16 protein-coding genes are annotated in these 20,076 nt (G+C 69.1%); 11 read left to right on the top strand and 5 right to left on the bottom strand.

Going from position 1 to position 20,076, the window contains the following annotated elements:
* The first annotated feature begins 20 nt into the window (after positions 1-20).
* From AC0VX0_RS09960 to AC0VX0_RS09945, 4 genes are all read left to right on the top strand, one after another.
* Positions 21-1,133 carry a glycosyltransferase family protein gene (locus tag AC0VX0_RS09960; protein ID WP_144825180.1) on the top strand — a complete coding sequence of 371 codons (1,113 nt, stop codon included), beginning with the start codon at positions 21-23 and terminating at the stop codon, positions 1,131-1,133.
* Entirely contained in the window at positions 1,130-2,509 is a 1,380-nt protein-coding gene (locus AC0VX0_RS09955) for a glycosyltransferase (RefSeq protein WP_377651807.1), read from the top strand. The genes AC0VX0_RS09960 and AC0VX0_RS09955 overlap by 4 nt, the downstream gene beginning before the upstream one ends.
* A gap of 178 nt (positions 2,510-2,687) precedes the next feature.
* A complete protein-coding gene (locus AC0VX0_RS09950) occupies positions 2,688-3,641 on the top strand; it encodes a WcbI family polysaccharide biosynthesis putative acetyltransferase (protein ID WP_357013837.1) in 954 nt (317 codons plus the stop codon).
* Between the two features lie 112 nt (positions 3,642-3,753).
* A complete protein-coding gene (locus tag AC0VX0_RS09945) occupies positions 3,754-4,935 on the top strand; it encodes an NAD(P)/FAD-dependent oxidoreductase (protein ID WP_377636350.1) in 1,182 nt (393 codons plus the stop codon).
* Between the two features lie 170 nt (positions 4,936-5,105).
* Here AC0VX0_RS09945 and AC0VX0_RS09940 read toward each other — a convergent pair whose 3' ends face one another.
* Complete coding sequence (locus tag AC0VX0_RS09940) at positions 5,106-5,867, bottom strand: OBAP family protein (RefSeq protein ID WP_377636349.1); 762 nt, start codon at positions 5,865-5,867, stop codon at positions 5,106-5,108.
* A gap of 336 nt (positions 5,868-6,203) precedes the next feature.
* Between AC0VX0_RS09940 and AC0VX0_RS09935 the strand changes: the two genes are divergently transcribed.
* Positions 6,204-6,479 (top strand): DUF1540 domain-containing protein, encoded by a 276-nt coding sequence (locus tag AC0VX0_RS09935; protein ID WP_020624892.1) that lies wholly within the window; start codon positions 6,204-6,206, stop codon positions 6,477-6,479.
* A 9-nt stretch (positions 6,480-6,488) separates the two neighbouring features.
* On the opposite strand, the gene AC0VX0_RS09930 is transcribed toward AC0VX0_RS09935, so the two are convergent.
* Positions 6,489-7,316, bottom strand: coding sequence for a hypothetical protein (locus tag AC0VX0_RS09930; RefSeq protein ID WP_376174474.1), 828 nt, complete (start codon positions 7,314-7,316; stop codon positions 6,489-6,491).
* Positions 7,317-7,476: 160 nt separating this feature from the next.
* Here AC0VX0_RS09930 and AC0VX0_RS09925 point away from each other — a divergent pair, with 160 nt between their 5' ends.
* Positions 7,477-8,334, top strand: coding sequence for a transporter substrate-binding domain-containing protein (locus tag AC0VX0_RS09925; RefSeq protein ID WP_041102639.1), 858 nt, complete (start codon positions 7,477-7,479; stop codon positions 8,332-8,334).
* A 90-nt stretch (positions 8,335-8,424) separates the two neighbouring features.
* Here the strand turns inward: AC0VX0_RS09925 and AC0VX0_RS09920 are convergent, their stop codons facing one another.
* Positions 8,425-8,652, bottom strand: coding sequence for a helix-turn-helix domain-containing protein (locus tag AC0VX0_RS09920; protein ID WP_223247472.1), 228 nt, complete (start codon positions 8,650-8,652; stop codon positions 8,425-8,427).
* A gap of 259 nt (positions 8,653-8,911) precedes the next feature.
* Between AC0VX0_RS09920 and AC0VX0_RS09915 the strand changes: the two genes are divergently transcribed.
* Both AC0VX0_RS09915 and AC0VX0_RS09910 read left to right on the top strand, forming a co-directional pair.
* Positions 8,912-9,238 (top strand): type I restriction-modification system subunit M N-terminal domain-containing protein, encoded by a 327-nt coding sequence (locus tag AC0VX0_RS09915; protein ID WP_100056552.1) that lies wholly within the window; start codon positions 8,912-8,914, stop codon positions 9,236-9,238.
* A gap of 315 nt (positions 9,239-9,553) precedes the next feature.
* Positions 9,554-10,704 (top strand): IS3 family transposase gene (locus AC0VX0_RS09910; protein WP_098471310.1). Its coding sequence is split into 2 segments (ribosomal slippage): positions 9,554-9,824 and positions 9,824-10,704, totalling 1,152 coding nucleotides; the frame shifts between segments, so codons are not numbered across the junction.
* Positions 10,705-10,738: 34 nt separating this feature from the next.
* On the opposite strand, the gene AC0VX0_RS09905 is transcribed toward AC0VX0_RS09910, so the two are convergent.
* Positions 10,739-11,641 carry a DUF3800 domain-containing protein gene (locus tag AC0VX0_RS09905; protein ID WP_377636683.1) on the bottom strand — a complete coding sequence of 301 codons (903 nt, stop codon included), beginning with the start codon at positions 11,639-11,641 and terminating at the stop codon, positions 10,739-10,741.
* 237 nt (positions 11,642-11,878) lie between these two features.
* On the opposite strand from AC0VX0_RS09905, the gene AC0VX0_RS09900 reads away from it, so the two are divergent.
* From AC0VX0_RS09900 to AC0VX0_RS09890, 3 genes are read left to right on the top strand one after another with little or no spacing between them, the layout of a single operon-like run.
* A complete protein-coding gene (locus AC0VX0_RS09900; RefSeq protein ID WP_377636681.1) occupies positions 11,879-13,879 on the top strand; it encodes a type I restriction-modification system subunit M in 2,001 nt (666 codons plus the stop codon).
* Positions 13,876-15,117 (top strand): restriction endonuclease subunit S, encoded by a 1,242-nt coding sequence (locus AC0VX0_RS09895; protein WP_376174627.1) that lies wholly within the window; start codon positions 13,876-13,878, stop codon positions 15,115-15,117. The genes AC0VX0_RS09900 and AC0VX0_RS09895 overlap by 4 nt, the downstream gene beginning before the upstream one ends.
* Before the next feature lie 5 nt (positions 15,118-15,122).
* Positions 15,123-18,386: a type I restriction endonuclease subunit R gene (locus tag AC0VX0_RS09890; protein ID WP_357013009.1), complete on the top strand. Its 3,264-nt coding sequence runs from the start codon at positions 15,123-15,125 to the stop codon at positions 18,384-18,386.
* Between the two features lie 736 nt (positions 18,387-19,122).
* On the opposite strand, the gene AC0VX0_RS09885 is transcribed toward AC0VX0_RS09890, so the two are convergent.
* Positions 19,123-20,017, bottom strand: a protein-coding gene (locus AC0VX0_RS09885; RefSeq protein WP_136940265.1) for an IS5 family transposase whose coding sequence is annotated in 2 segments (ribosomal slippage) — positions 19,123-19,659 and positions 19,661-20,017 — 894 coding nt in all. Because the reading frame shifts where the segments join, the coding sequence is not laid out codon by codon here.
* Positions 20,018-20,076 lie beyond the last annotated feature (59 nt).

The following is a 20,076-nucleotide window of genomic DNA, read 5'->3' as shown; positions in this document are numbered from 1 at the left end:
GTCGAGGAGCGCCGCCGCAGGTGAAGGGGATCGTGGACGTGGACTCGCAGCCGCAGGGGCGTGTGCTGTACGTGACCGTGGGCGCGCCGGAGCACGGCGTGGTGCGCCATGGCCGACAGACCGCCGCCGCCCTCCGTCGGGTGGGCGCCGAGGTGGAGCTGCTCACGGCGGAGGACGTCGCGGCGTTCCGGGGCCTCGTGCCCGTGCTGGAGGAGGCGCGCGCGCTGGGCGCCGCCGTGCACCTGGACGTCACGGACGCGCTGTTCGGCCCCACCGCGACCGCCGCTGCGGACCTGCTCGTCGACGTCCTGCCCGAGGGCACCACGCTCACCCTGCACGACATCCCGCAGCCCGCCGAGGGCGACGGCCGCTACCGCCGCCGCGGCGAGGCATACGCGCGGCTCGCCCAGGCGGTGGACGGCGTCGTGGTCTCCTCGCAGCACGAGCGGGCGCTGCTGGCGGACCTGGTGGACGTGGCCGCGGACGTGGTCCCGCTGCCCGTGGAGGACCGCCGGGCCGCGGCCGCCCGCGCCGAGCCGGTGGTGCCGGAGAGCATGGCCGGCCTCGACCGGGACCTCGTGCTCTTCGGCTTCGTCTACCCGGGCAAGGGGCACGCCCTCGCCCTGGAGGCCCTCACCGAGCTGCACCGCCAGTGGGGCCCGGACTCCGGGGCGCCGCGCCGGCTGACGGCGCTCGGACCCGTCAGCATCGGGCATGACGACCTCGTGGCGGAGCTGACCCGCGACGCCGAGGCGCGCGGCCTGGAGTTCCGCGTCACCGGGTTCGTGCCGGACGAGTTCGCGGACGCGGCCCTGCTCTCGGCGGGCATCCCGTTCGCGGCGCACCGCAACGTGTCCGCGTCCGGGTCCCTGGCGGCGTGGACCTCGGTGGGGCGGCGGGCGATCGCCTCCGCGGGCCGCTACACGGAGGAGATGGAGCGTCTGCGCCCGGGCACTCTGCGGCTCGTGCACCCGAACGGGTCGCCGGCCTTCGCGCTGGCCGAGGCGATCGCCGAGGCGGTCGAGGACCCCGAGCGCACGTGGCTCGACCCCGCCGTGGACCTCTCGCCCGGGGCCGAGGACTGCGCGCGGATGCTCTTCGACGTGCTCCGCCGCGTGCACAGGTGGACGTGAGCGCTGCCGTCTCCGTGGTGGTGCCCTACTACCGGGCCCAGGCGGACCTCGACCGGCTCACAGCCGCGCTCGCGGCCCAGCGCGGCCTGACCGGCGGGCTGCAGCTCGTGGTGGCCGACGACGGCTCGCCCGTCCCGCCCCGGGTGGACCCGGGCCTGCCGTTCGACGTGGTGACCGTGCGCCAGCAGGACCGCGGGTTCCGCGCCTCGGCGGCCCGGGCGCTCGGGGCGGAGGCGGCCGACGGCGACGTGCTCGCCTTCCTCGACGGGGACATGCTCCCCGAGCCCGGGTACCTCGCCGCGGCCCTGGCGGCGGTGGCCGAGGCGCCCCGGGACGCCGCGGTGGTGGGCCGGCGGCGGCACCTGGCCGAGGCCTGGCTGGAACGGGCCTGGGCGCACGGATGGCGGCCCGGGCACGAGGTGCCCGCGGACGCCCGCCTGGCCGAGCCGGCCTGGCTGCGCGAGGGGTACCGCGCCACGGACGACCTGCGCCGCGCCGACTCCACCGGCTACCGGTACGTCATCTCGGCCGTGCTCACGGTGGCGCGCGAGGTCTACGAGGACGGCGGCGGCTTCGACCCCGCCTTCGTGGGCTACGGCGGGGAGGACTGGGAGCTGGCGCACCGGCTGTGGCGCGTGGGGGCGGCGCTGCGCCACGCGCCGGACGCGGTGGCGTGGCAGGCCGGCGCCGACTTCGGCGGACGCGGCGACGCCGCCGAGGCCGCCCGGGTGAAGGCCCGCGAGGCGCTCGTGCTGGCCTCCCGCATCCCCGCGACGACGGCCCGCGGCCACGGCCTGTCCCTGGCCGGCCCGCTGCGGGTCGAGGCGCGAGTGCGGGTGCCGGAGGGCGCGGACGGCGCGGCGGCGGCCGTGGTGGCGGTGGACGCCGTGCTGTGCGCGGCACCGGGGGCGCGGGTCGGCGTCGTAGGCGGCCTCGACGAGGCGGCGGCGCGCGCGCTCGGCGACCCCCGCGTGCGGCTGCTGGGCGAGCCCGACGGCGGCGCGGCGGCGCCCGAGGACCTGCCTCCGACGCCGGCGCGCGGCGACCTCGACGCCGCGCGGTCGGTGCCCGACTGGTCCGTGGACGTGCGCGTGCCGCTGCGGCCCGCCGCGGCCGGAGCCCGGCCTGACGCGGACGCCGTCGCCGCGTGGCTGCTGCGCCTGGAACGGGCCGGCGTCGAGCGCGTGGAGGTGCTGGGCGAGCCGGGCGAGCGGGCCGAGCGCGACGTGCTCGCCGTGCTGACGTGCGCCCGGGTGCTGTGGCGGCGTCGGCGGGGCGGGACGGCGCGGGTGTGGCGGATGCCCGCCTCCCGGCTGGGCTGGGCGCCCGTGGCCGCTGTGCCGGACCTCGAGGCGTGGTGGGGCGGCTGGGGCTGAGCGGGCCGGTGCCCGCGGGGCTGGCACAATCGCGGACAGGACGGAACACGGGAGGACCGATGAGCGAGCTGGACGAGCTGGACTTCGCGGCGCTCTCCGCGTTCCTGGCCTGGTGGTTCGGGACGACGGGCGTCGACTGGATCCGGCGCGAGGACGGCTGAGGAGAGAGGACGCAGGCGTGCACGAGGACGAGGGACGACGCCGGCACTACGGCCACTTCTACGGGCTCGAGGACCTGCCCGAGGGCGACCTGCTGCTGGTGTGGGGCAACTGCCAGGGCGAGTCGTATCGGCGGCTGCTCGGCGGGGAGCCCGGCACACCGCTGCACGGGGCGGACCTGGTGAGCGTGCGCGTGCCGCCCGCCTTCGAGGTCCAGCCGGACGAGGTCGAGCACCTGGAGCGGCTGCTGCCGCGCGTGAAGGCGCTCGTCACCCAGCCGATCCCCCACGACTACCGGGGCATGCCCATCGGCACGGACCAGCTCGTGGCCCGGCTGCCCGAGGACGCCGCCGTGGTGCGGATCCCCGTGGTGTACGACGTCTCGCGCTTTCCCTGGCAGGTCACCCTCCGCAACTGGAAGTTCGCGCCCGGGGCGGCCGAGCGGCCGGGGGAGGACCCGCCCGTGGTGCCGTACCACGACCTGCGCGTGCTGGCCGAGGCGGCGACGGGCCGTCGTCGGGAGGTGGCGCCGGCGGCGATCCGCGAGGCCGCGGCCGCGTCCGTGCAGGCGCTGCGGGCGAGGGAGGAGGCGAAGGGGACGCTGTCCATGGCGGATCTGGTGGCGGCGGAGCGGGGCGTCGGCTTCTACACCGTGAACCACCCGACCAACACGCTGCTGACCCGCGTGGCCGAGCGCGTGGCCGAGCGCCTGCCGGGCGATGTCGCCGTCCAGCCCGTGCCCGCCTCCCGCGTGCTCCTCGGCGGGGTGCGCGCGCCCCTCGAGGCGGTCGTGGTCGAGGCCCTCGACCTCGATGCCGAGCCGACCGAGGACTGGACCGTGGGCGGCGAGACCATCCCGGCGGAGCAGCTGCGGCGCACGCATCTGGAGTGGTACGCGCAGAACCCGCGGGCCGTGGAGGTGGGGCTGCGCAAGTATGCCGACCAGCTGCGACTGCTGGGCCTTGCGGCCTAGCGCCGGCCCCGGCCCCCAGTGGAGGATGGGCGTCACGTCCCGTCCGCCGCGGAACACGTCTGCGGGGGCGGTCGTGCCGTTCCCTTGACCCCGTCATCCTACGGAGGACCACGTGACCGAGCAGTACGACATCCTGATCGTCGGCGGCGGCAACGCCGGCGTGTCCCTGGCCGCCGCACTGCGGCGGAAGCGGCAGGGGCGGGTCGCCATCGCCGACGGCCAACAGCTGCACCGCTACCGGCCGATGCTGAACTACGCGGCGGGCGGGCAGGCGGACATGGCCCGGTTCGAACGGCCGATGCGGGCCGTCATCCCGGACGGGGTCGAATGGATCCCGGACCACGTCGTGGCCGTGGACGCCGAGGAACGGACCGCGGTGACGAGCACCGGGCTGACCGTGGGCTTCCGCCACCTCGTGCTCTGCCCGGGGCTGACCCCGTGGTGGGGTGCGATCGACGGGCTGCGTGAGGCCTACGCCGCCGGATGGGCGGCGAGTGCGCACGTGCCCGAGCACGTGGACGCCGCCCGGGCGCTGCTGTCGCGTGTGGCCGCGGGGGACCGTGTGGTGGCGAATGTGCCGGCTGAGCCCTCCTCGTGCGGCGGCACCGTGCTCAAGGCGCTGTTCCTGGCCTGCGCGGCGTGGGAGCGCACGGGGATCCTGCCGGACGTGGACGTCCGCCTGGTGACCCCGTACGGCTGGATCCTGGACCGGCAGACCATCGACCCCGCTCTGGCCGAGGCCGTGGCGAGGTACGGCATCCATGTGCACGCCGGCGCAGAGGTGAACGCCGTGGACCACGAGGCCCGCGAGGTGGTGCTCAATACCGGTGAGCGGATCACCGACGTCGCGGCCGCGTACATCACGCCCGTGGTGCGGGCCCCGGAGTTCATCGCCGAGGCAGGCCTGGCGGACGACGGCGAGGCCGGCCTGGCGGCCGCGGATCCCGCGACCCTGCGGCATCCCGTGCACCCGCACGTGTGGGCGCTGGGCGACGCCGCCGCCCTGGGCACACGGCCCTCCGGCGGAGCCCTGCGCCGGCAGGTCAAGATCCTGACCCAGAACATCCAGGCCGCGGACGCGGGGAAGCCGCTCCAGAAGTACGACGGCTACACCGTGATCCCCGTGATGGTCAGCCGGGACGAGCTGGTCCTGGACGAGCACGTCCGCGACGGCTCCGAGGACCGGTCGATCCCCGGCGTGGACCTGACGAAGCCGCGGAAGAGCACGGCGGCCTTCGACCGCTTCGGCCAGCCCCGGATCTACTGGCACCGACTGCTCAAGGGCAAGGTCTGAGCCCAGCGTTCTCGCTGTCGCGACACGTGCGGCGGACGTGCTGTCCCTCGCGGGGCGCGCCCGCCCGATCCAGATGACGGCGCCGGCCCGCCGAGCGTTTTCGTTCGGGAAACGGCGGCGTGTCGCACCGCTGTCGTTCGGGAAACGGCGCCCTCCCGACGACGCCGCCCTCAGTCGTCGCGGCCCCGCACCGGGCGCTCCTCGAGCGTGGTCTGCACGACCCGCCCGCGCTCCCAGCTGTTCGCGCCCGGCACCACGTCCGGGACCGGGATGTCCGCGCGGTTGCGTCGCTTGGCCGCGGTGTCCACGCCCACGCGCTCGTCGCGGGCGCGCAGGAGGGCCTCGTCCACCTGGCCGTCGCCGGTGAGGCCCATCATCAGCTGGGGGATGCCGTACGGGAAGTCGTCCCGGTCGTACTGCCAGGTGTGGAACGTCTTCCCGTAGGTGTGGATGAGGTCTTCGAAGTAACTGTGCTCGGCCAGCTCGGGCACCCCGGGGGCGGTGAGGGCGCCGGAGCTCACCTCGTAGTGGTGGCTGTGCCACAGGCGCCGCTCCTCGTCGGGGAGGCTGCGGAACCGCTCCTCGCTGATGATGTACTCGATGCCGATCAGCCGTGCGTCCGGCGCGTTGCGGTCGAAGATCACGCACTGGTGCAGGTCGTGGCGCAGGTGGATGCAGAAGTGGCTGGCTTCGACCTGTCGGCCGAGGTCGTCGGCGTAGAAGTGCAGTCCGTTGAGATAGGTGTTCATCGCGCCCATGGGGTACTTCGGCTGGACCAGGCCGGATGCCGCGTCCAGGAGGCGGTGCTTGAGCGGGTGGCCCTTCCCGACGGCGCCCATGAGGGCGATCTTGCGGGCTGCGGTGACAGCGGCCGCGGTGCCCAGTCCGGCGGCGAACCCGAGGGCGGTGGGGGACAGGCGATGGGTGCTCATGGCCTCACGCTAGGAGCGCGGGGCGGACTCGGCCAGGGTGGTGGAGCTGCCGGGGCTGCCGGGGCTGCTCAGGAGGCGGGGACGGCGGATCGTCTGCGCATCTGACCCTTCTGAGTGGGCGCGTGGTCGCCAGAAGGGCCAGAGATGCAGAAGATTCCGGGCGGCCGGCGGGCACGACGTCGGTCCATACGACACACGACAATGCGCAAAATCCATTTGCGCTAATCGTCTATCGACTAAGGCTTACCCCTCTTGTGCTATTCGTGGGCCGGAGTAATCTCGATTCCAGCAGCACCGCCCCGGCCCGGGGCGGGCCCGAACCGAGAGGATCACGCCATGACCACCGCCGTCCGCACCTGCGCCGCCAGTGCCTGCGCCTTCAATGCCGAGACGTCCTGCAACGCCCTGGCCATCACCGTCGCCGGCTCCGACCGAACGCCCGGCTGCGGCACCTTCGTCCAGCTGGACGTCCGCCGCCCGGTGACCGAGGGCGCCTCGACCGTCGGTGCGTGCCACCGCCTCGAGTGCACCTACAACGCCGACCTCGCCTGCACCGCCGAGGGCATCGAGGTCACGGACGTGGCCACCTGCGCCACCTACACGATCGACTGACGCCGCCCCTCAGGGGTGGGCGACCCGCGCCGGGATCGCGTCCAGCAGCCGCCGCCAGGCGTGCCGGGGGCTGTGGTCGAGCCGGCCCGCACCGGGCAGGGCCACGTGCACCGCGGTGCTCTCGCCGTCGCGGACGCGCAGCAGGGTCACCCCGGCTTCGTCCGCGTCGAGGGCGTGGGCGGGGGACTCGGGCAGGAGTTCGGTGTCGACCTGCAACGGGGTGCTCTCGCCCGGCAGCAGGCCCAGGGCGACGGCGTCGGCCAGGTCCGCGAGCACCTCGGGGGCGGTGCCCAGCACGTCGTCCGCCAGGTCTGCGAGCTCGGCCTGGTCGACGAGCCCGCGCGACGTGAGCGGCAGGGTGTGGCGGCAGAACACGGCGACGCCGTCGACGTCGTGCAGCAGGATCCGCTGGGTCTCGACGACGCCCACGCGCACCCGTGGGCCGACGTCGGCCACGAGGTCCGCGACGCGACCGCGCAGCCCCAGCTCCGCGACCTCGGCCGAGTCCCGGCACCAGCGCAGGGTGCCGAGCAGATGCACGGACGCCAGGCGGGTGGGGAGCGTGAGGTCCAGGGCGTCGCGCAGGACGTCCACGCGCACGTCCAGCGGCGCGGGCGTGTGGAACGCGCCGAGCGAACCGAGGAGGTTGGGGACGTGGGCGACCACGAGGCGGCCGTCCGCGCTCACGCCGTGGACGGCCGTCGTGAGCGTCTCGCCGGCGCGGAAGGCCGTGACCTCGACGGAGCCCTCGCCGCGGAGCAGCCGCTGGGCCAACAGCAGACGACGGGGCGCCACGGGCGGCAGCGGATGGGCGGGGTGCGTGGAGGCGTGGGCCATGGGGGTCCTTCCGGCGGGGGTCCGAGAACCAGTAAGGCACACCTCAGTGAGATACGCAAGGTGGGTGTTATGTATTTGCCGTACGCGGGGCGGTGGGGACGTGTGGTGCTGAGCTACGGTGACGGGACTCACATGCCGTCGTCGAGGGAGCCAGCCGATCATGACCTTCCGCCCCACCCGTTGCCGACTCGCGACGGCGGCCTTCGGCGTCGTCCTGACGCTCACCCTCACCTCCTGCGGCACGGCGCAGGATGCGGGCAGCTCATCGGAACCCGCCACCGCCACCGTCGTCGACTCCGCACTCACCCGCATCAAGGAGGTCGGCACGTTGCGCGTCTGCTCCACCGGTGACTATCCGCCCTTCACCGAGCAGACCGAGAGCGGCGACTGGAAGGGCATCGATGTGGACATGGCCCGCGACCTGGCCGAGACCATGGGCGTGGAGCCGGAGTTCGTGAAGACCAGCTGGAAGACGCTCATGGACGACTACACGTCGGGGGCGTGCGACGTCGCCGTCGGGGGCATCTCCCTGAACCCGGAACGTGCCGAGCAGGTGTACTTCACCGTGCCCACGCAGGAGGACGGCAAGACGCCGATCACCCGCTGCGAGGACGTCGAGAAGTACGACACCGTGGCGGAGATCAATCAGCCGGGTGTGCGGTCGATCTTCCCGGAGGGCGGCACCAACGAGAAGTTCGCGCGGGAGCACTACCCGCAGGGCGAGCTACTGACGCACGACAACCTCACGGTGTTCGACGCTCTCGCGGCCGGTGAGGCGGACGTGATGACCACGGACCGCTCCGAGGTGCTCTACATCGACCACGAGTACCCCGAGCTGTGCGCCGCGAACCCGGACGAGCCCTTCGACTACTTCCAGAAGGGGTACATGCTCCCGCAGGGCGACGAGGTGTTCAAGCACTACGTGGACCAGTGGCTGGCCATCGCGCTCAAGGACGGGACGTACGAAGGATTCGCGGAGCCGTGGGTCGGGGACGTCGAGCTGAGCCTGGAGGACTGAGCCGCAAGGGCGATCCCGTCCCCGCTGGGTCGCCGCCCTTGTAGACGTCCGTGGCGGTGACGCGCTTCAGGTCCTCGAGTGCGGGAGTCGTCAACCGGTGACCTCGAGCTCGAGGCCGAGCACCTCCATGACGGAGAGCACTGACTTCAGGGTGCTCTTGCCGGTGCCGCGCTCGATCTGGCGGACGGTCGCATCCGAGACTCCTGCCAGGTCTGCGAGCTGCTGCTGGGTCAGCAGGAGCTCTTTACGCATGGCGCGGACGCGGTCGCTGATCTTCATCAGCGCCGCGGCGGAGGAGACTGCGCGTGTGGTGGCCACAGCCCCAGCGTGGCAGATGAGCAGCTGAAATCCGAAGGATTCGTCGGAATCGGTGACGTTCGACTGCTGCGGTGACGAGTCGACATGGGAAACCGAAGAAGACTTCGGATTCGAGCCTCCAGAGGTCGGTCGAAAAGGTGCCGGCCTCCTCATCCGAAGAATTCTTCGGAACCCGGCTCTCAGGCATCAGGCGTGCGACTTCTCAGTGACAGAATGAGGCCGACTGCCACACCGCCGTGCTCCGAAAGGCTCCGCCACCATGCCCTCTCCCCAGAACCTCTCGAACTTCGTGTGGGGGATCGCGGATCAGCTCCGGGGCGTGTTCAAGCCGAATCAGTACGGCACGCTCGTCCTTCCGCTCACCATCCTGCGCCGCATGGAGGCGGTCATGGCCCCGCACCGGCTCGTTCTCGCGGGATCCCTCGTAGTGATCGAACAGGCTTGGCGGGATGGTCTCGACGGCGGCGAGCACCGACTCGACATCGTCCGGGGTGGGGGTGCGAGAAATCACGAGATGACCCCCTTCGCAGGGCTGCGAGCAGCACCCCTCCAGCCGCGGGCTGTGAAGTGCGGCTGTGGCAGGTGAAGTGGCCGTTCACCCTTCCGACGCGGAAACGCGACATGAGCATTCCTGCTCGACTCTCACATGTCCTCGGCGTGTCGCTCAATGGGTGCGTTGCTGTGCACAATATGCAGTTGAGGGCCTTCTCACCCTTCCTCGACAGACTCTCACTGGCACCCATTCCAGCCGCAAGAGCGCTTGGTTCGAGGCTCGCACATCAGTCACGGAGAGTTTTCTCATGCGCGCTCAGCGACTCTGGGCTGACCCCGTTTCGTAGGTCCAGTCGTTATGAGAGTCGTCCTGTTGCCCGCGGTCGCGGGCAGGGAGACTGGTCAGATCATGACGAACAGCAGGAAGCGTCACACCCCCGAGCAGGTCGTCCGTAAGCTCGGGCAGGCCGACAGGATGCTCGCCGATGGTCAGGACGTCGCGGCGGTGTGCCGGGAGCTCGGGGTGTCCGAGCAGACGTACTACCGGTGGCGGAACCAGTACGGCGGCCTCAAGGCCGACGACGCAAAGCGCCTGAAGGAGCTGGAGAAGCAGAACGCGACCTTGAAGCGTCTGCTCGCGGAAGCGGAGCTGGAGAAGGCCGCGCTCAAGGAGCTGGCTGAGGGAAACTTCTAAGCCCGGACAGGCGCCGCGCCGCCGTCGATCACCTCAAGCGCAAGTTGCGGGTGAGCGAACGGATGGCGTGCCGTCTGGTCGGGCTGAGCCGCTCCGCGTACCGGCGACCGCTCAAGGGCGACACGGTCGCGGACCCGGATCGGGCGCTCAGGGAGTGGCTGCGCGCCTGGGCGAAGGACCATCCCCGCTACGGGTATCGGCGGGCGTATCACGACGCCCGCGCCGAGGGGTGGGTGGTGAACCACAAGAAGATCCAACGCCTGTGGCGTGACGAAGGGCTCCGGGTCCCGCAGCGGCGTCGACGCAAGCGCGTCGGGTCCTCGACCGTCGACGCGCCGACGGCGGACGCGCCGAACGTGGTGTGGGCGGTGGACTTCCAGTTCGACGCCGACGAGCACGGACGACCGATCAAGATCTGCTCGATCGTCGACGAACACACCCGGGAGTGCATCGGCGGGCTCGTGGAGCGCTCGATTACCGCCGACCGACTCACCGCCCACCTCGAGGACCTCGTCGCCGCCCGGGGCGCCCCGGCGGTGCTCAGGTCGGACAACGGGCCGGAGTTCATCAGCGAGGCGATGGCCGACTGGGCCGGCACCCGCACCGGCCTGTCCTACATCCCTCCGGGCTCGCCGTGGCGCAACGGGTACGTCGAGTCGTTCAACAGCCGGATCCGCGACGAGTGCCTCAACATCAACAGCTTCTACTCGCTGCTGCACGCACAGGTCATCATCGGCGACTGGAAGGACGAGTACAACCACCACCGCCGGCACTCCTCGCTCGGCTACCTAACCCCAGCCGAGTACGCTCGGCAGTGCACCCATCAAATGGAAACCGACGACTCACAGAACGTCCGGACCGAATGAAGGGGGCGGCTCACTCTAGCAGCGGCGCCAGGTCTTAGCGTCCCGAGCGCCAGATCTTCGCCATCTTCTCCGCCGCCGCGGGGTCCACCGAGGCCCCCAGAAGCTGTCCATGCGGGGTCGGGGCAAGTCGCCGTTCGCGGTGGAACAGCTCAGAGTGGTTGATGTCCTGCACGCCGCGGTTCCACAGGTGCAGTTTGGACTCGTAGGTGAAGCTGCCCCTCATGGATGCCAGCCGCTGGGGGTCGGTGACCCAGGCGTACTTGGACGAGTCGTTGAGCTGGTGATCGACAGCGCGTGTGACGGCGGCGGCGACCCAGTCGGCGAACTGCACGTTGGAGCTCAGCGAACTGTCCACGTGCATGGGCGGTTCCACGATGCACCGCATCTCCGGAAAGTCGCCGGCTCGGCTGAAGATGTGGGCATACATCGATGCAACGCGTTCGACTCGCGTCTTCTCATTGATTTGATCGATGATCACCATGAGGTTATGTCCGTGATGGTGGGCATGGCGGGCCAGACGGTTCAGAGTCTCTCGCATGGCGTCGGCTTCGCGTTTCTCGACGTCGAGGCCGATCTGCTTGGGCGTCCCACGCTGCTTCTCGTCGGCGTAGTAGAACAGCTTGCCGGCGTGGTCGGCGACGACGGACCGCACGAGCGCATCGAACACGCGGAGCTGCTGCGGAAAGCGCGCGGGGGTATCCGGTCGGAACAGATTGGCCCCCTTGAACTCCCACCGTCCGGGGTGTTCCGCTCGGTCGATCTCCGAGGCGAACAGCTGACGCTTCAGCGCGGTGAACTTCGCCCCAAAGCCTCGTGCGGCAGACTCCGGCATGACGAATCCGGCATAACCGAAGGCTGGGCTTGTCCGGAAGCGAGGATGGTCCGGGCCGACGTAGGCGCCCGGCTCGCCGATCTCGTCGATGTACGCCAGCAGCATCTGACCATTGTGCAGGGCACAGCGGACACTGCAGACAAGCGCAGAGGCCCACGCAAGCGTGGGCCTCTCGAATTGGTGCTCGGGGCACTGTCTCAGCCCTAGCTACCACACGCGAGCGTACTCGCGCGCGCAGAGCATAGGCAAGTGTGGTTGTGTATGATCCGTCGCCCTGTCGGGTCGCTGCGGGGTCGGAATGGGTCCCGTCCAGCGGCCCGCCCCCACCATTCGAAGGACCCCATGACCACCCCCGCCACGCGCGGCGCTGCCTCGGCGCCCCACCGCTCTCCCCAGAACCTCTCGAACTTCGTGTGGGGGATCGCGGATCAGCTCCGGGGCGTATTCAAGCCGAACCAGTACGGCACCCTCGTCCTTCCGCTCACCATCCTGCGCCGCATGGAGGCGGTCATGGCCCCGCACCGGGAGTTCTTCGCTGAACTGGCGGCCAAGGGCCATCCAGACTTCATGCTGGACAACCTGGTGGAGTCGCGCACGGGCCTGACGTTCTACAACCTCAGCCCCTTCACCCTGGACCGCATCCTGCAGGAGCCGGACCTGCTCCGCACGAACCTGCTGGCCTACGTGGACGGGTTCTCCCAGAACGTGGCGGACCTGTTCACCTATTACGAGTTCGACAAGACGGTCGCCAAGCTGGACGAGCACGACCGCCTCTTCCTGGTCCTCCAGCAGTTCGCCTCCATCGACCTCTCCCCGGAGGTCGTCTCCAACGCGGAGATGGGCACCCTCTTCGAGGACCTGATCCGCCGCTTCGCCGCCGCCTCCAACGAGACCGCCGGTGAGCACTTCACCCCGCGCGACGCGGTGAAGCTCCTCGTGGACCTGCTCACCGCCAACGACGACGACGTCCTCACCGGCTACCCGGTCCGCACCGTCTATGACCCCACGGCCGGCACCGGCGGCATGCTCTCCGTGTTGGACGAGCGCCTGCGCCGCATGAACCCGAACGCGGAGGTCCGCCTGTTCGGGCAGGAGCTCAACGACCAGTCCTACGCGATCTGCAAGTCCGAGCTGCTCGGCAAGGGCCAGGCCGCGGATGGCATTGCCCGCGGGGACACCCTCAAGAACGACGCCCACCTGACCGAGCGCTTCGACTACGTCCTCTCCAACCCGCCCTACGGCGGCGACTGGAAGGCCTCCCGCACCGCGGTGGAGAAGGAGATCGCCGCCGGCGGCGCCACGAACCGCTTCCCGGGCGGCACCCCCGCCATCAGCGACGGCCAGATGCTGTTCCTCCAGCTCGTCGCCTCGAAGCTCCGCCCGGTCTCGGAGGGCGGGGGACGGGCCGGCATCGTCCTCAACGGCTCCCCGCTGTTCACGGGCGGGGCGGGCTCGGGCCCGTCCGAGATCCGCCGCTGGCTGCTGGAGTCAGACCTGGTGGACGCGATCGTCGCGCTGCCCACGGACATGTTCTACAACACCGGCATCGCCACCTATGTGTGGGTGCTGGACAACAACAAGCCGGCAGACCGCCGCGGCAAGGTGCAGCTGATCGACGCCCGCACGTTCTTCACCAAGCTGCGCCGCAACGTGGGCTCGAAGAACAAGGAGCTGTCCAAGGCGGACCGCCAGCGCGTGCTGGACATCTACCGGGACTTCGACGCCCAGTCCGAGGACAACGCCGAGTTCTCCAAGGTCCTCACCGCGCAGGACTTCGGCTACCGGGAGATCACCGTGGAGCGCCCGCTGCAGCTGCGCTTCGAGGTGGAGGACGCCACCATCGCGGCGGCGCTCGCCACCAAGCCGGTGGACAAGCTTCCCGACGACGGCCGGTCAGCTCTCGAGACCGCCCTCGCCTCCCTGCGTGGCCGGGTCTGGGACCACCAGCCCACCTTCGTGCTGGAGCTGAAGAAGGCGCTGAAGGAACACGGCGTGACCGCCGGCGCCCCACTGGTGAAGGCCATGACCGGGGCGATCGGTGTGCACGACCCAGAGGCGGAGATGGTGACGAACAAGAAGGGCGAGCCGGAGCCGGACACCTCACTGCGGGACACCGAGCTGGTGCCCTTCGGCCAGGACATCCACGAGTACTTCGAGGCTGAGGTGGCCCCGCACGTGCCCGGCGCCTGGATCGACGAGTCCAAGACGAAGATCGGCTACGAGATCCCCTTCACCCGGCTCTTCTACACGTACGTGCCGCCGCGCCCCCTCGAGGAGATCGACGCCGAGCTCAAGCAGCTCACCGCCGAGATCATCGAGCTCCTGCAGGAGGTCGAGCGGTGATTCTCGACACAGACTCGACTCCGCCGGGTTGGAGGCTCTCCACATTCGGCCGAGAGATGTTGGTTCGAGGAGGATTGGTCGATCCCCGCGACCCGGTGTGGTCCGGCACTGTCCTGATAGCTCCTAACCACATCGAGTCGGGAACGGGCCGTGTCCTGGCGAGAGAGACCGCCGCGGAGCAGGGTGCAGACTCGGGCAAATACGTCGTCCGTGCGGGCGATCTCATCTACTCGAAGATCCGGCCTGCGCTCAACAAGGTGGCCGTGGCGACCGAAGACTGCCTGTGCAGTGCAGACATGTACCCAGTGGTCCCGGCCAAGGAGGCTGACGTTCGCTTCTGCCAGTACTACATGCTGGCTGACCCGTTCCTTACCTATGCAGCCCTCGCTGCCGACCGAGTGAAGATGCCGAAGGTTAATCGCGAGGAGCTCTCCGGCGCGCCTTGGCTCGTGCCTGCGCTAGCGGAGCAACGGCGTATCGCGGACTACCTCGACCGCGAGACCGCCACGATCGACGCCCTGATCGAGAAGCAGCGACAGCTCATCGAGGGCCTGCGCGAACGCGGTGATGCTTCGTGGAGGAGGCTCTACGACAGTGTCCTCAAAACGGTTCGGCCACTTCCGTTGAGACGCCACGTCCAGTCTATTTCGGACGGCCCCTTCGGGTCAGCGCTGACCTCGGCCCACTACGCGGCGTCTGGAGTTCGTGTGATCCGTCTGGGAAACATCGGCCCGGGAGTTTTCAAGCTTGATGATGAGGCGTTCATCTCGCACGAGTACGGCGAAAAACTCAAGCGATACGCGGTATCACCTGGAGACCTCATCATGGCGGGCCTCGGAGACTCGAACGTGTCCCTTGGCCGAACAGCAGAGGTCCCGGAGGGGCTTGGACCGGCAATCAACAAGGCGGACTGCTTCCGGCTCCGACTTCACGCAGGTGTCGACTCGCGCTACATGGTGGTCGCGCTCAACGCTCCTCAGACTCGCGAACTCGTCCTTCAACTGGCGCAGGGGTCAACGAGGCAACGCATGAACACGAGCGTCGCCGTCCGTCTGCCTGTCGCCGTGCCCGACCCGCGCTGCCAAGCCCAAGTTGTTGAGCAATGGGAGAGTGAGACCGCCAAGATCGACGCTCTGATCGCCAAGGCGGAGCGGTTCATCGAGCTCGCTCAGGAGCGCCGGGCCGCGCTGATCACCGCCGCCGTCACCGGCCAGATCGAGATCCCCACGGAGGACTGACCGCCATGGCCATCCACAACGAGAGCGAGCTCGAGACCTACATCTGCGAGTACCTCCAGGCCCACGGTTGGCTCTACTCGGACAACGATGCCGGCTACGACCGCAAGAACGCGATCTTCTCCGAGGACATCCACGCCTGGCTGGCCGAGAACCAGCCGGAGGACTACGGGCGCATCGTGAAGGCCGACGCCCCCGCCTCCGCGCAGCAGGCACAGCGGGACCAGATCACCACCCGCCTGATCGACGTGCTCAACAAGCCGCAGGACACCGGCGTCGGCGGCACCCTCAATGTGCTCCGCAAGGGCTTCAAGGTCGGCACCTCCGCCACCCTGCGCATGGCCGAGCCGCGGCCGGCCACGAACCTGAACCCGGCCGCCGTCGCCTCCTATCAGCGCATACGGCTGCGCGTGATGCGGCAGGTCCACTTCACCGGGGCGCACGAATCCGAGTCCGTAGACCTCGTGCTCTTCGTCAACGGCCTGCCCGTGGCCACGATCGAGCTGAAGACCGACTCCACCCAGTCCATCGGCCACGCGAAGAAGCAGTACCGCGAGCGAAACCCCAAGGCCACACCGCTGTTCGGGTTCGGCACCCGCGCCGTGGTCCACTTCGCCGTCTCCAACCGCGAGGTCTGGATGACCACCAAGCTGGCCGGGAAGGACACCTTCTTCCTGCCCTTCAACCAGGGCGACGACGGCCACGCCGGCAACCCGCTCAACCCGAACGGCGGTTCCTCCACGGCCTACCTGTGGGAGCGAATTCTCCAGCGGGACACCTGGCTCGAGATCCTCCAGAAGTTCGTCTTCCTCAAGAAGGAGACCGTGGAGGACGAGTACGGCCGCTCGCGCCGGAAGTCCACGCTGATCTTCCCGCGCTTCCACCAGTGGGAGGCCGTCACCACGATGCTCGCCGCCGTCCGCGAGGAGGGCGTCGGCAAGTCCTACCTGATCGAGCACTCCGCGGGCTCCGGCAAGACCAACACCATCGCCTGGACCGCCCACCGGCTGCTCTCCACCTACGGGGCGGACGAGCAGCGGGTGTTCGACTCGGTCATCGTGGTCACCGATCGCACCGTGCTGGACGACCAGCTTCAGGAGGCCGTCCGGCAGATCGAGCGGACCTCCGGCACCGTGGTGGCCGTGGACCGCAAGAACCTCGGGGGAGAAGCCACCAGCAAGTCCGCCCTGGTGAAGCAGACGCTGCTGCAGGGCAACCGGATCATCGTGGTGACGCTGCAGACCTTCCCCGCCGTGCTCGAACTCCTCAAAGGTGACTCGACGCTCGCCGGCCGCACCTACGCGGTGATCGCGGACGAGGCGCACTCCTCCCAGACCGGCTCCGCCGCCGCCAAGCTCAAGCGCGTCCTCACCCCGGACGAGCAGGCCGACCTCGAAGACGGGGGAGAGGCGGACACCGAGTCCATCCTCGCCGCCGAGGTCGCCGCCACCGGACGCCCGGAGAACATCAGCTTCTTCGCCTTCACCGCCACCCCGAAGGACAAGACCCTGCAGATGTTCGGCCGCCCCTCCGGCGAGTACGACGAGAAGGGCCAGGAGATCCCGGCCTCCTTCCACCGGTACACCATGCAGCAGGCCATCGAGGAGGAGTTCATCCTCGACGTGCTGAAGAACTTCACCAACTACGACACCGCCTTCAAGCTGGCCCTGGCCGGACAGCAGGGCGAGTTCCGTCCCGAAGGTGACCGGGCCGCCGTCGGGAAGCAGACCACCGAAGTGGACCAGACCGAGGCGAGCAAGAAGCTCATGCGGTGGGTCAAGCTGCACCCGACGAACATCGCGCAGAAGGTCAAGATCATCGTGGAGCACTTCCGCGCCAACGTGGCCGGACTGCTCGACGGGCAGGCCAAGGCCATGGTGGTCACCGACTCCCGCGCCGCCGCCGTCCGGTACAAGCGCCAGATGGACCAGTACATCCAGGACATGGGGTACACGGACGTGGGCACCCTGGTGGCCTTCTCCGGCGAGATCACCGACGACGACTTCGGGCTCGAGAAGGTCACCGAGCGGTCCATGAACCCGTCCGTGACCGGCGACCTGGCGAAGGCGTTCGACGGGGACGGCTACCAGGTGATGATCGTGGCCAACAAGTACCAGACCGGTTTCGACCAGCCGAAGCTCTGCGCCCTGTACGTGGACAAGAAGCTCTCCGGCGTGCTGGCCGTGCAGACGCTGTCCCGGCTGAACCGCGCGGCGCCCGGCAAGGACACCACCTACGTGCTGGACTTCGTGAACTCCGAAGACGACATCCAGGCCGCCTTCGAGCCGTACTACGCCGGCGCGAAGCTGGAGACGGTGACGGACCCGAACCTGATCCATGACCTGGGGACGAAACTCGACGCCGCGGGCGTGTACGACTGGGACGAGGTCGACGCGTTCGCCGACGTGTGGGTCGCGTGGAAGCCGGGGAGCGGGCAGGAGGGCCTGCAGGCCGCGCTGGAGCCCGTGGCATACCGGTTCCGCAAGGAGCTGGCGCATGCGCGGATGAACAACGACGAGACGCGCGTGAACGAGCTCGTGCTGGTGCGCAAGGACATGCGGTCCTTCGTCAGCCTCTACGACTTCCTCTCCCAGATCTACGAGTTCGGGGACACCGAGCACTACAAGCGGGCGCTGTTCCTGCGGCACCTGGTGCAGCTCGTGGGCGATCAGCCCGGCGGTGAGGAGCTGATCGACCTGAGCGATGTGCAGCTGGTGAGCATCCGGCAGAAGAAGACGTCCTCGGGGGACATCGGGTTGACCGGTGGGGTCGCGCTGAAGGGGACCACCGCTGTGGGAGGCGGACAGGTGCGTGAGAAGCAGCGCGGGCCGTTGGAGGAAGTGATCGAGAAGATCAACGAGATCTTCGCCGGCGAAGGCGTGGATGCCTCCCCGTCCCAGCAGGAGGCGTGGGTCAGTGCCCTCGTGGCGCCGCTCATGGAGGACGAGAAGCTGCTGGGGCAGGCCGGAGCGAACTCGCTGGAGCAGTTCCTGGCGAGCCCGAACCTGGAACGGTCGGCGATGGGCGCCGTGTACGCGAACGAGGACGCCTTCGTGAAGATGACAGACATCGTGGGCAGAGGCGGGGACCCGTCCAAGATGATCGTCGCGGCGATCGGGGAGTACTTGTACTGGAAGGTGCGGAGCGAGGGGGCTGGGCCGGTGGACTATGCCGAGGGGGTCGGCGAAGCGCAGTACGAGGGGGTCGGCGTCGAGCTGGAGACTCTGGCGAAAAACCACGGGAGTATGTTTGGGCAGTCGCAAACCTATTGAGGGGTGCGACATTGAAAGGGAAACGCGTGAACAGTATGAGTAGGGGAGGGCGCATCTTCCTAGCGCTGGGTTTGACCCTCGGGGTCGCTCTGGTGGGTATCTTCGCGGGAATCGTGCAGGACCTGGTGGGCTGGGACGGGCAATGGGGGAGGGCGCCTACAGGATGGTCACCTCACGAGTTCTCGCTCTTGTTTGCGTCAGGATTGGCAGCAGCCATCTCTGCAGGAATCCTTATCGGATCTATCATAGCGAGGGGGAGGCGGCGGAGAATCTACCTATTCTCGATTCTCGGCATTATACTCAATTTTATGGATCTCACTGGAGTTTTTAATAATCCGCGTTTCGGAATTTTTGTTACTCCAGTGGCCCTGACGGTTGTTGCGTTGAGTCTCGTGATCATGGCGGCAGCACGACATACTGAGAAATCAGCCGACGGACCCTCGGGTCCGATATGTAGGGGGCCGTTGGAGAACGACATAGTCGTGGACTGTCTCGTTGTCACTGTAGTCGGTCTGCAGTTCACGCAGGTGTGGCATTTGTACCTGGAAGGAATTGTCTGTGGGTGAGGACCCCGGGGAATCCGTGGGTGGACGGGCTGAGCAGTCATCTCACCCTGCATGCGGGAGAATCGAGGTAGAGGGCAGTTACCGTAACTGGAGCCTTCGTGAGGCCCTCCCGTCAGCGCAGGTCCCGTTGCGCATCGCACAGAAGCGTGGGGGTATGTCGCGGAATCGGGTTAGGGCATGTCTGACAATCGTTTTGACCATGCGAGCACAGCATTCAGGACCACAGCGGCCCTGTAGATGATCGCGTACTTGTCATACCGGGTCGCCAGACCCCGCCACTGCTTCAGGTGAGCGTACTGACGCTCGATGACGTTGCGGCCCTTGTAGGCGTCCGCGTCGAGGCTGACGGGGCGCCCGCCGCGGGCACCGCGCCGTCTGCGGTGGCCCTGCTGGTCGGCCGGTTCGGGGATGACCGCTTTGATCCCACGGGCACGTAGGTGAGTGCGGATCGCCCGGGAGGAGTACGCCTTATCGCCCAGCACCGCCGCAGGGCGGGTCCGGGGCCGCCCTACTGGCCGGGTCACGCGCAGCTGCTCCAGAAGAGGAAGCAGCATCGGGGAGTCCCCTGCCTGGCCGGGGGTGATCAGGCTGACCAGCGGCAGCCCGGTCCCGTCCACGAGCTGATGGATCTTCGTGCTCAGCCCGCCACGGGAGCGCCCGATGCCGTGATCGGCCGGCTCCTCACGCGGATTCTTGTAGTTCGACCCATCCCCCTGTGAGGCGGGTGATGTTCGTCGCGTGCTGATGCGCGCGGGCGATCGTGGAGTCCACCGAGACCGACCAATCGATCAGGCCTTCGGCGTCAGCGGCGGCGGTCAGCGTGGCCAGCACCGTGTCCCATGTGCCTTCTTCGGCCAAGCGCCGATGCCAGGTCCACACGGTCTGCCAGGGCCCGTAGACCTCGGGCAGATCCCTCCAAGCGATTCCGCACCTGTATCGGTAGATGATCGCCTCCACCATGGTGCGGGCGTCGGCGAACGGCCTGCCGGCGCGGCCGGTCCGGGTCGGGAGCATCGGGGCGATCAACTCCCATTGGGCGTCGGAGAGCATCTGGAACCGGGACATGTCCCCAGGGTCTCAGCTGACTCGTGCATCTATTCTCAGACACGCCCTAGCGCCGGGGT

Source organism: Micrococcus sp. iso_26 (genome assembly GCF_056172975.1).
This window is presented reverse-complemented; position numbering and strand designations above follow the sequence as displayed.

Bases quoted from the DNA above. Each gene is read 5' to 3' on its own strand.
- AC0VX0_RS09940 (WP_377636349.1), bottom strand. From the start codon at position 5,867: ATGAGCACCCATCGCCTGTCCCCCACCGCCCTCGGGTTCGCCGCCGGA.
- AC0VX0_RS09935 (WP_020624892.1), top strand. From the start codon at position 6,204: ATGACCACCGCCGTCCGCACCTGCGCCGCCAGTGCCTGCGCCTTCAAT.
- AC0VX0_RS09930 (WP_376174474.1), bottom strand. From the start codon at position 7,316: ATGGCCCACGCCTCCACGCACCCCGCCCATCCGCTGCCGCCCGTGGCG.
- AC0VX0_RS09925 (WP_041102639.1), top strand. From the start codon at position 7,477: ATGACCTTCCGCCCCACCCGTTGCCGACTCGCGACGGCGGCCTTCGGC.
- AC0VX0_RS09915 (WP_100056552.1), top strand. From the start codon at position 8,912: ATGCCCTCTCCCCAGAACCTCTCGAACTTCGTGTGGGGGATCGCGGAT.
- AC0VX0_RS09905 (WP_377636683.1), bottom strand. From the start codon at position 11,641: ATGCTGCTGGCGTACATCGACGAGATCGGCGAGCCGGGCGCCTACGTC.
- AC0VX0_RS09900 (WP_377636681.1), top strand. From the start codon at position 11,879: ATGACCACCCCCGCCACGCGCGGCGCTGCCTCGGCGCCCCACCGCTCT.
- AC0VX0_RS09890 (WP_357013009.1), top strand. From the start codon at position 15,123: ATGGCCATCCACAACGAGAGCGAGCTCGAGACCTACATCTGCGAGTAC.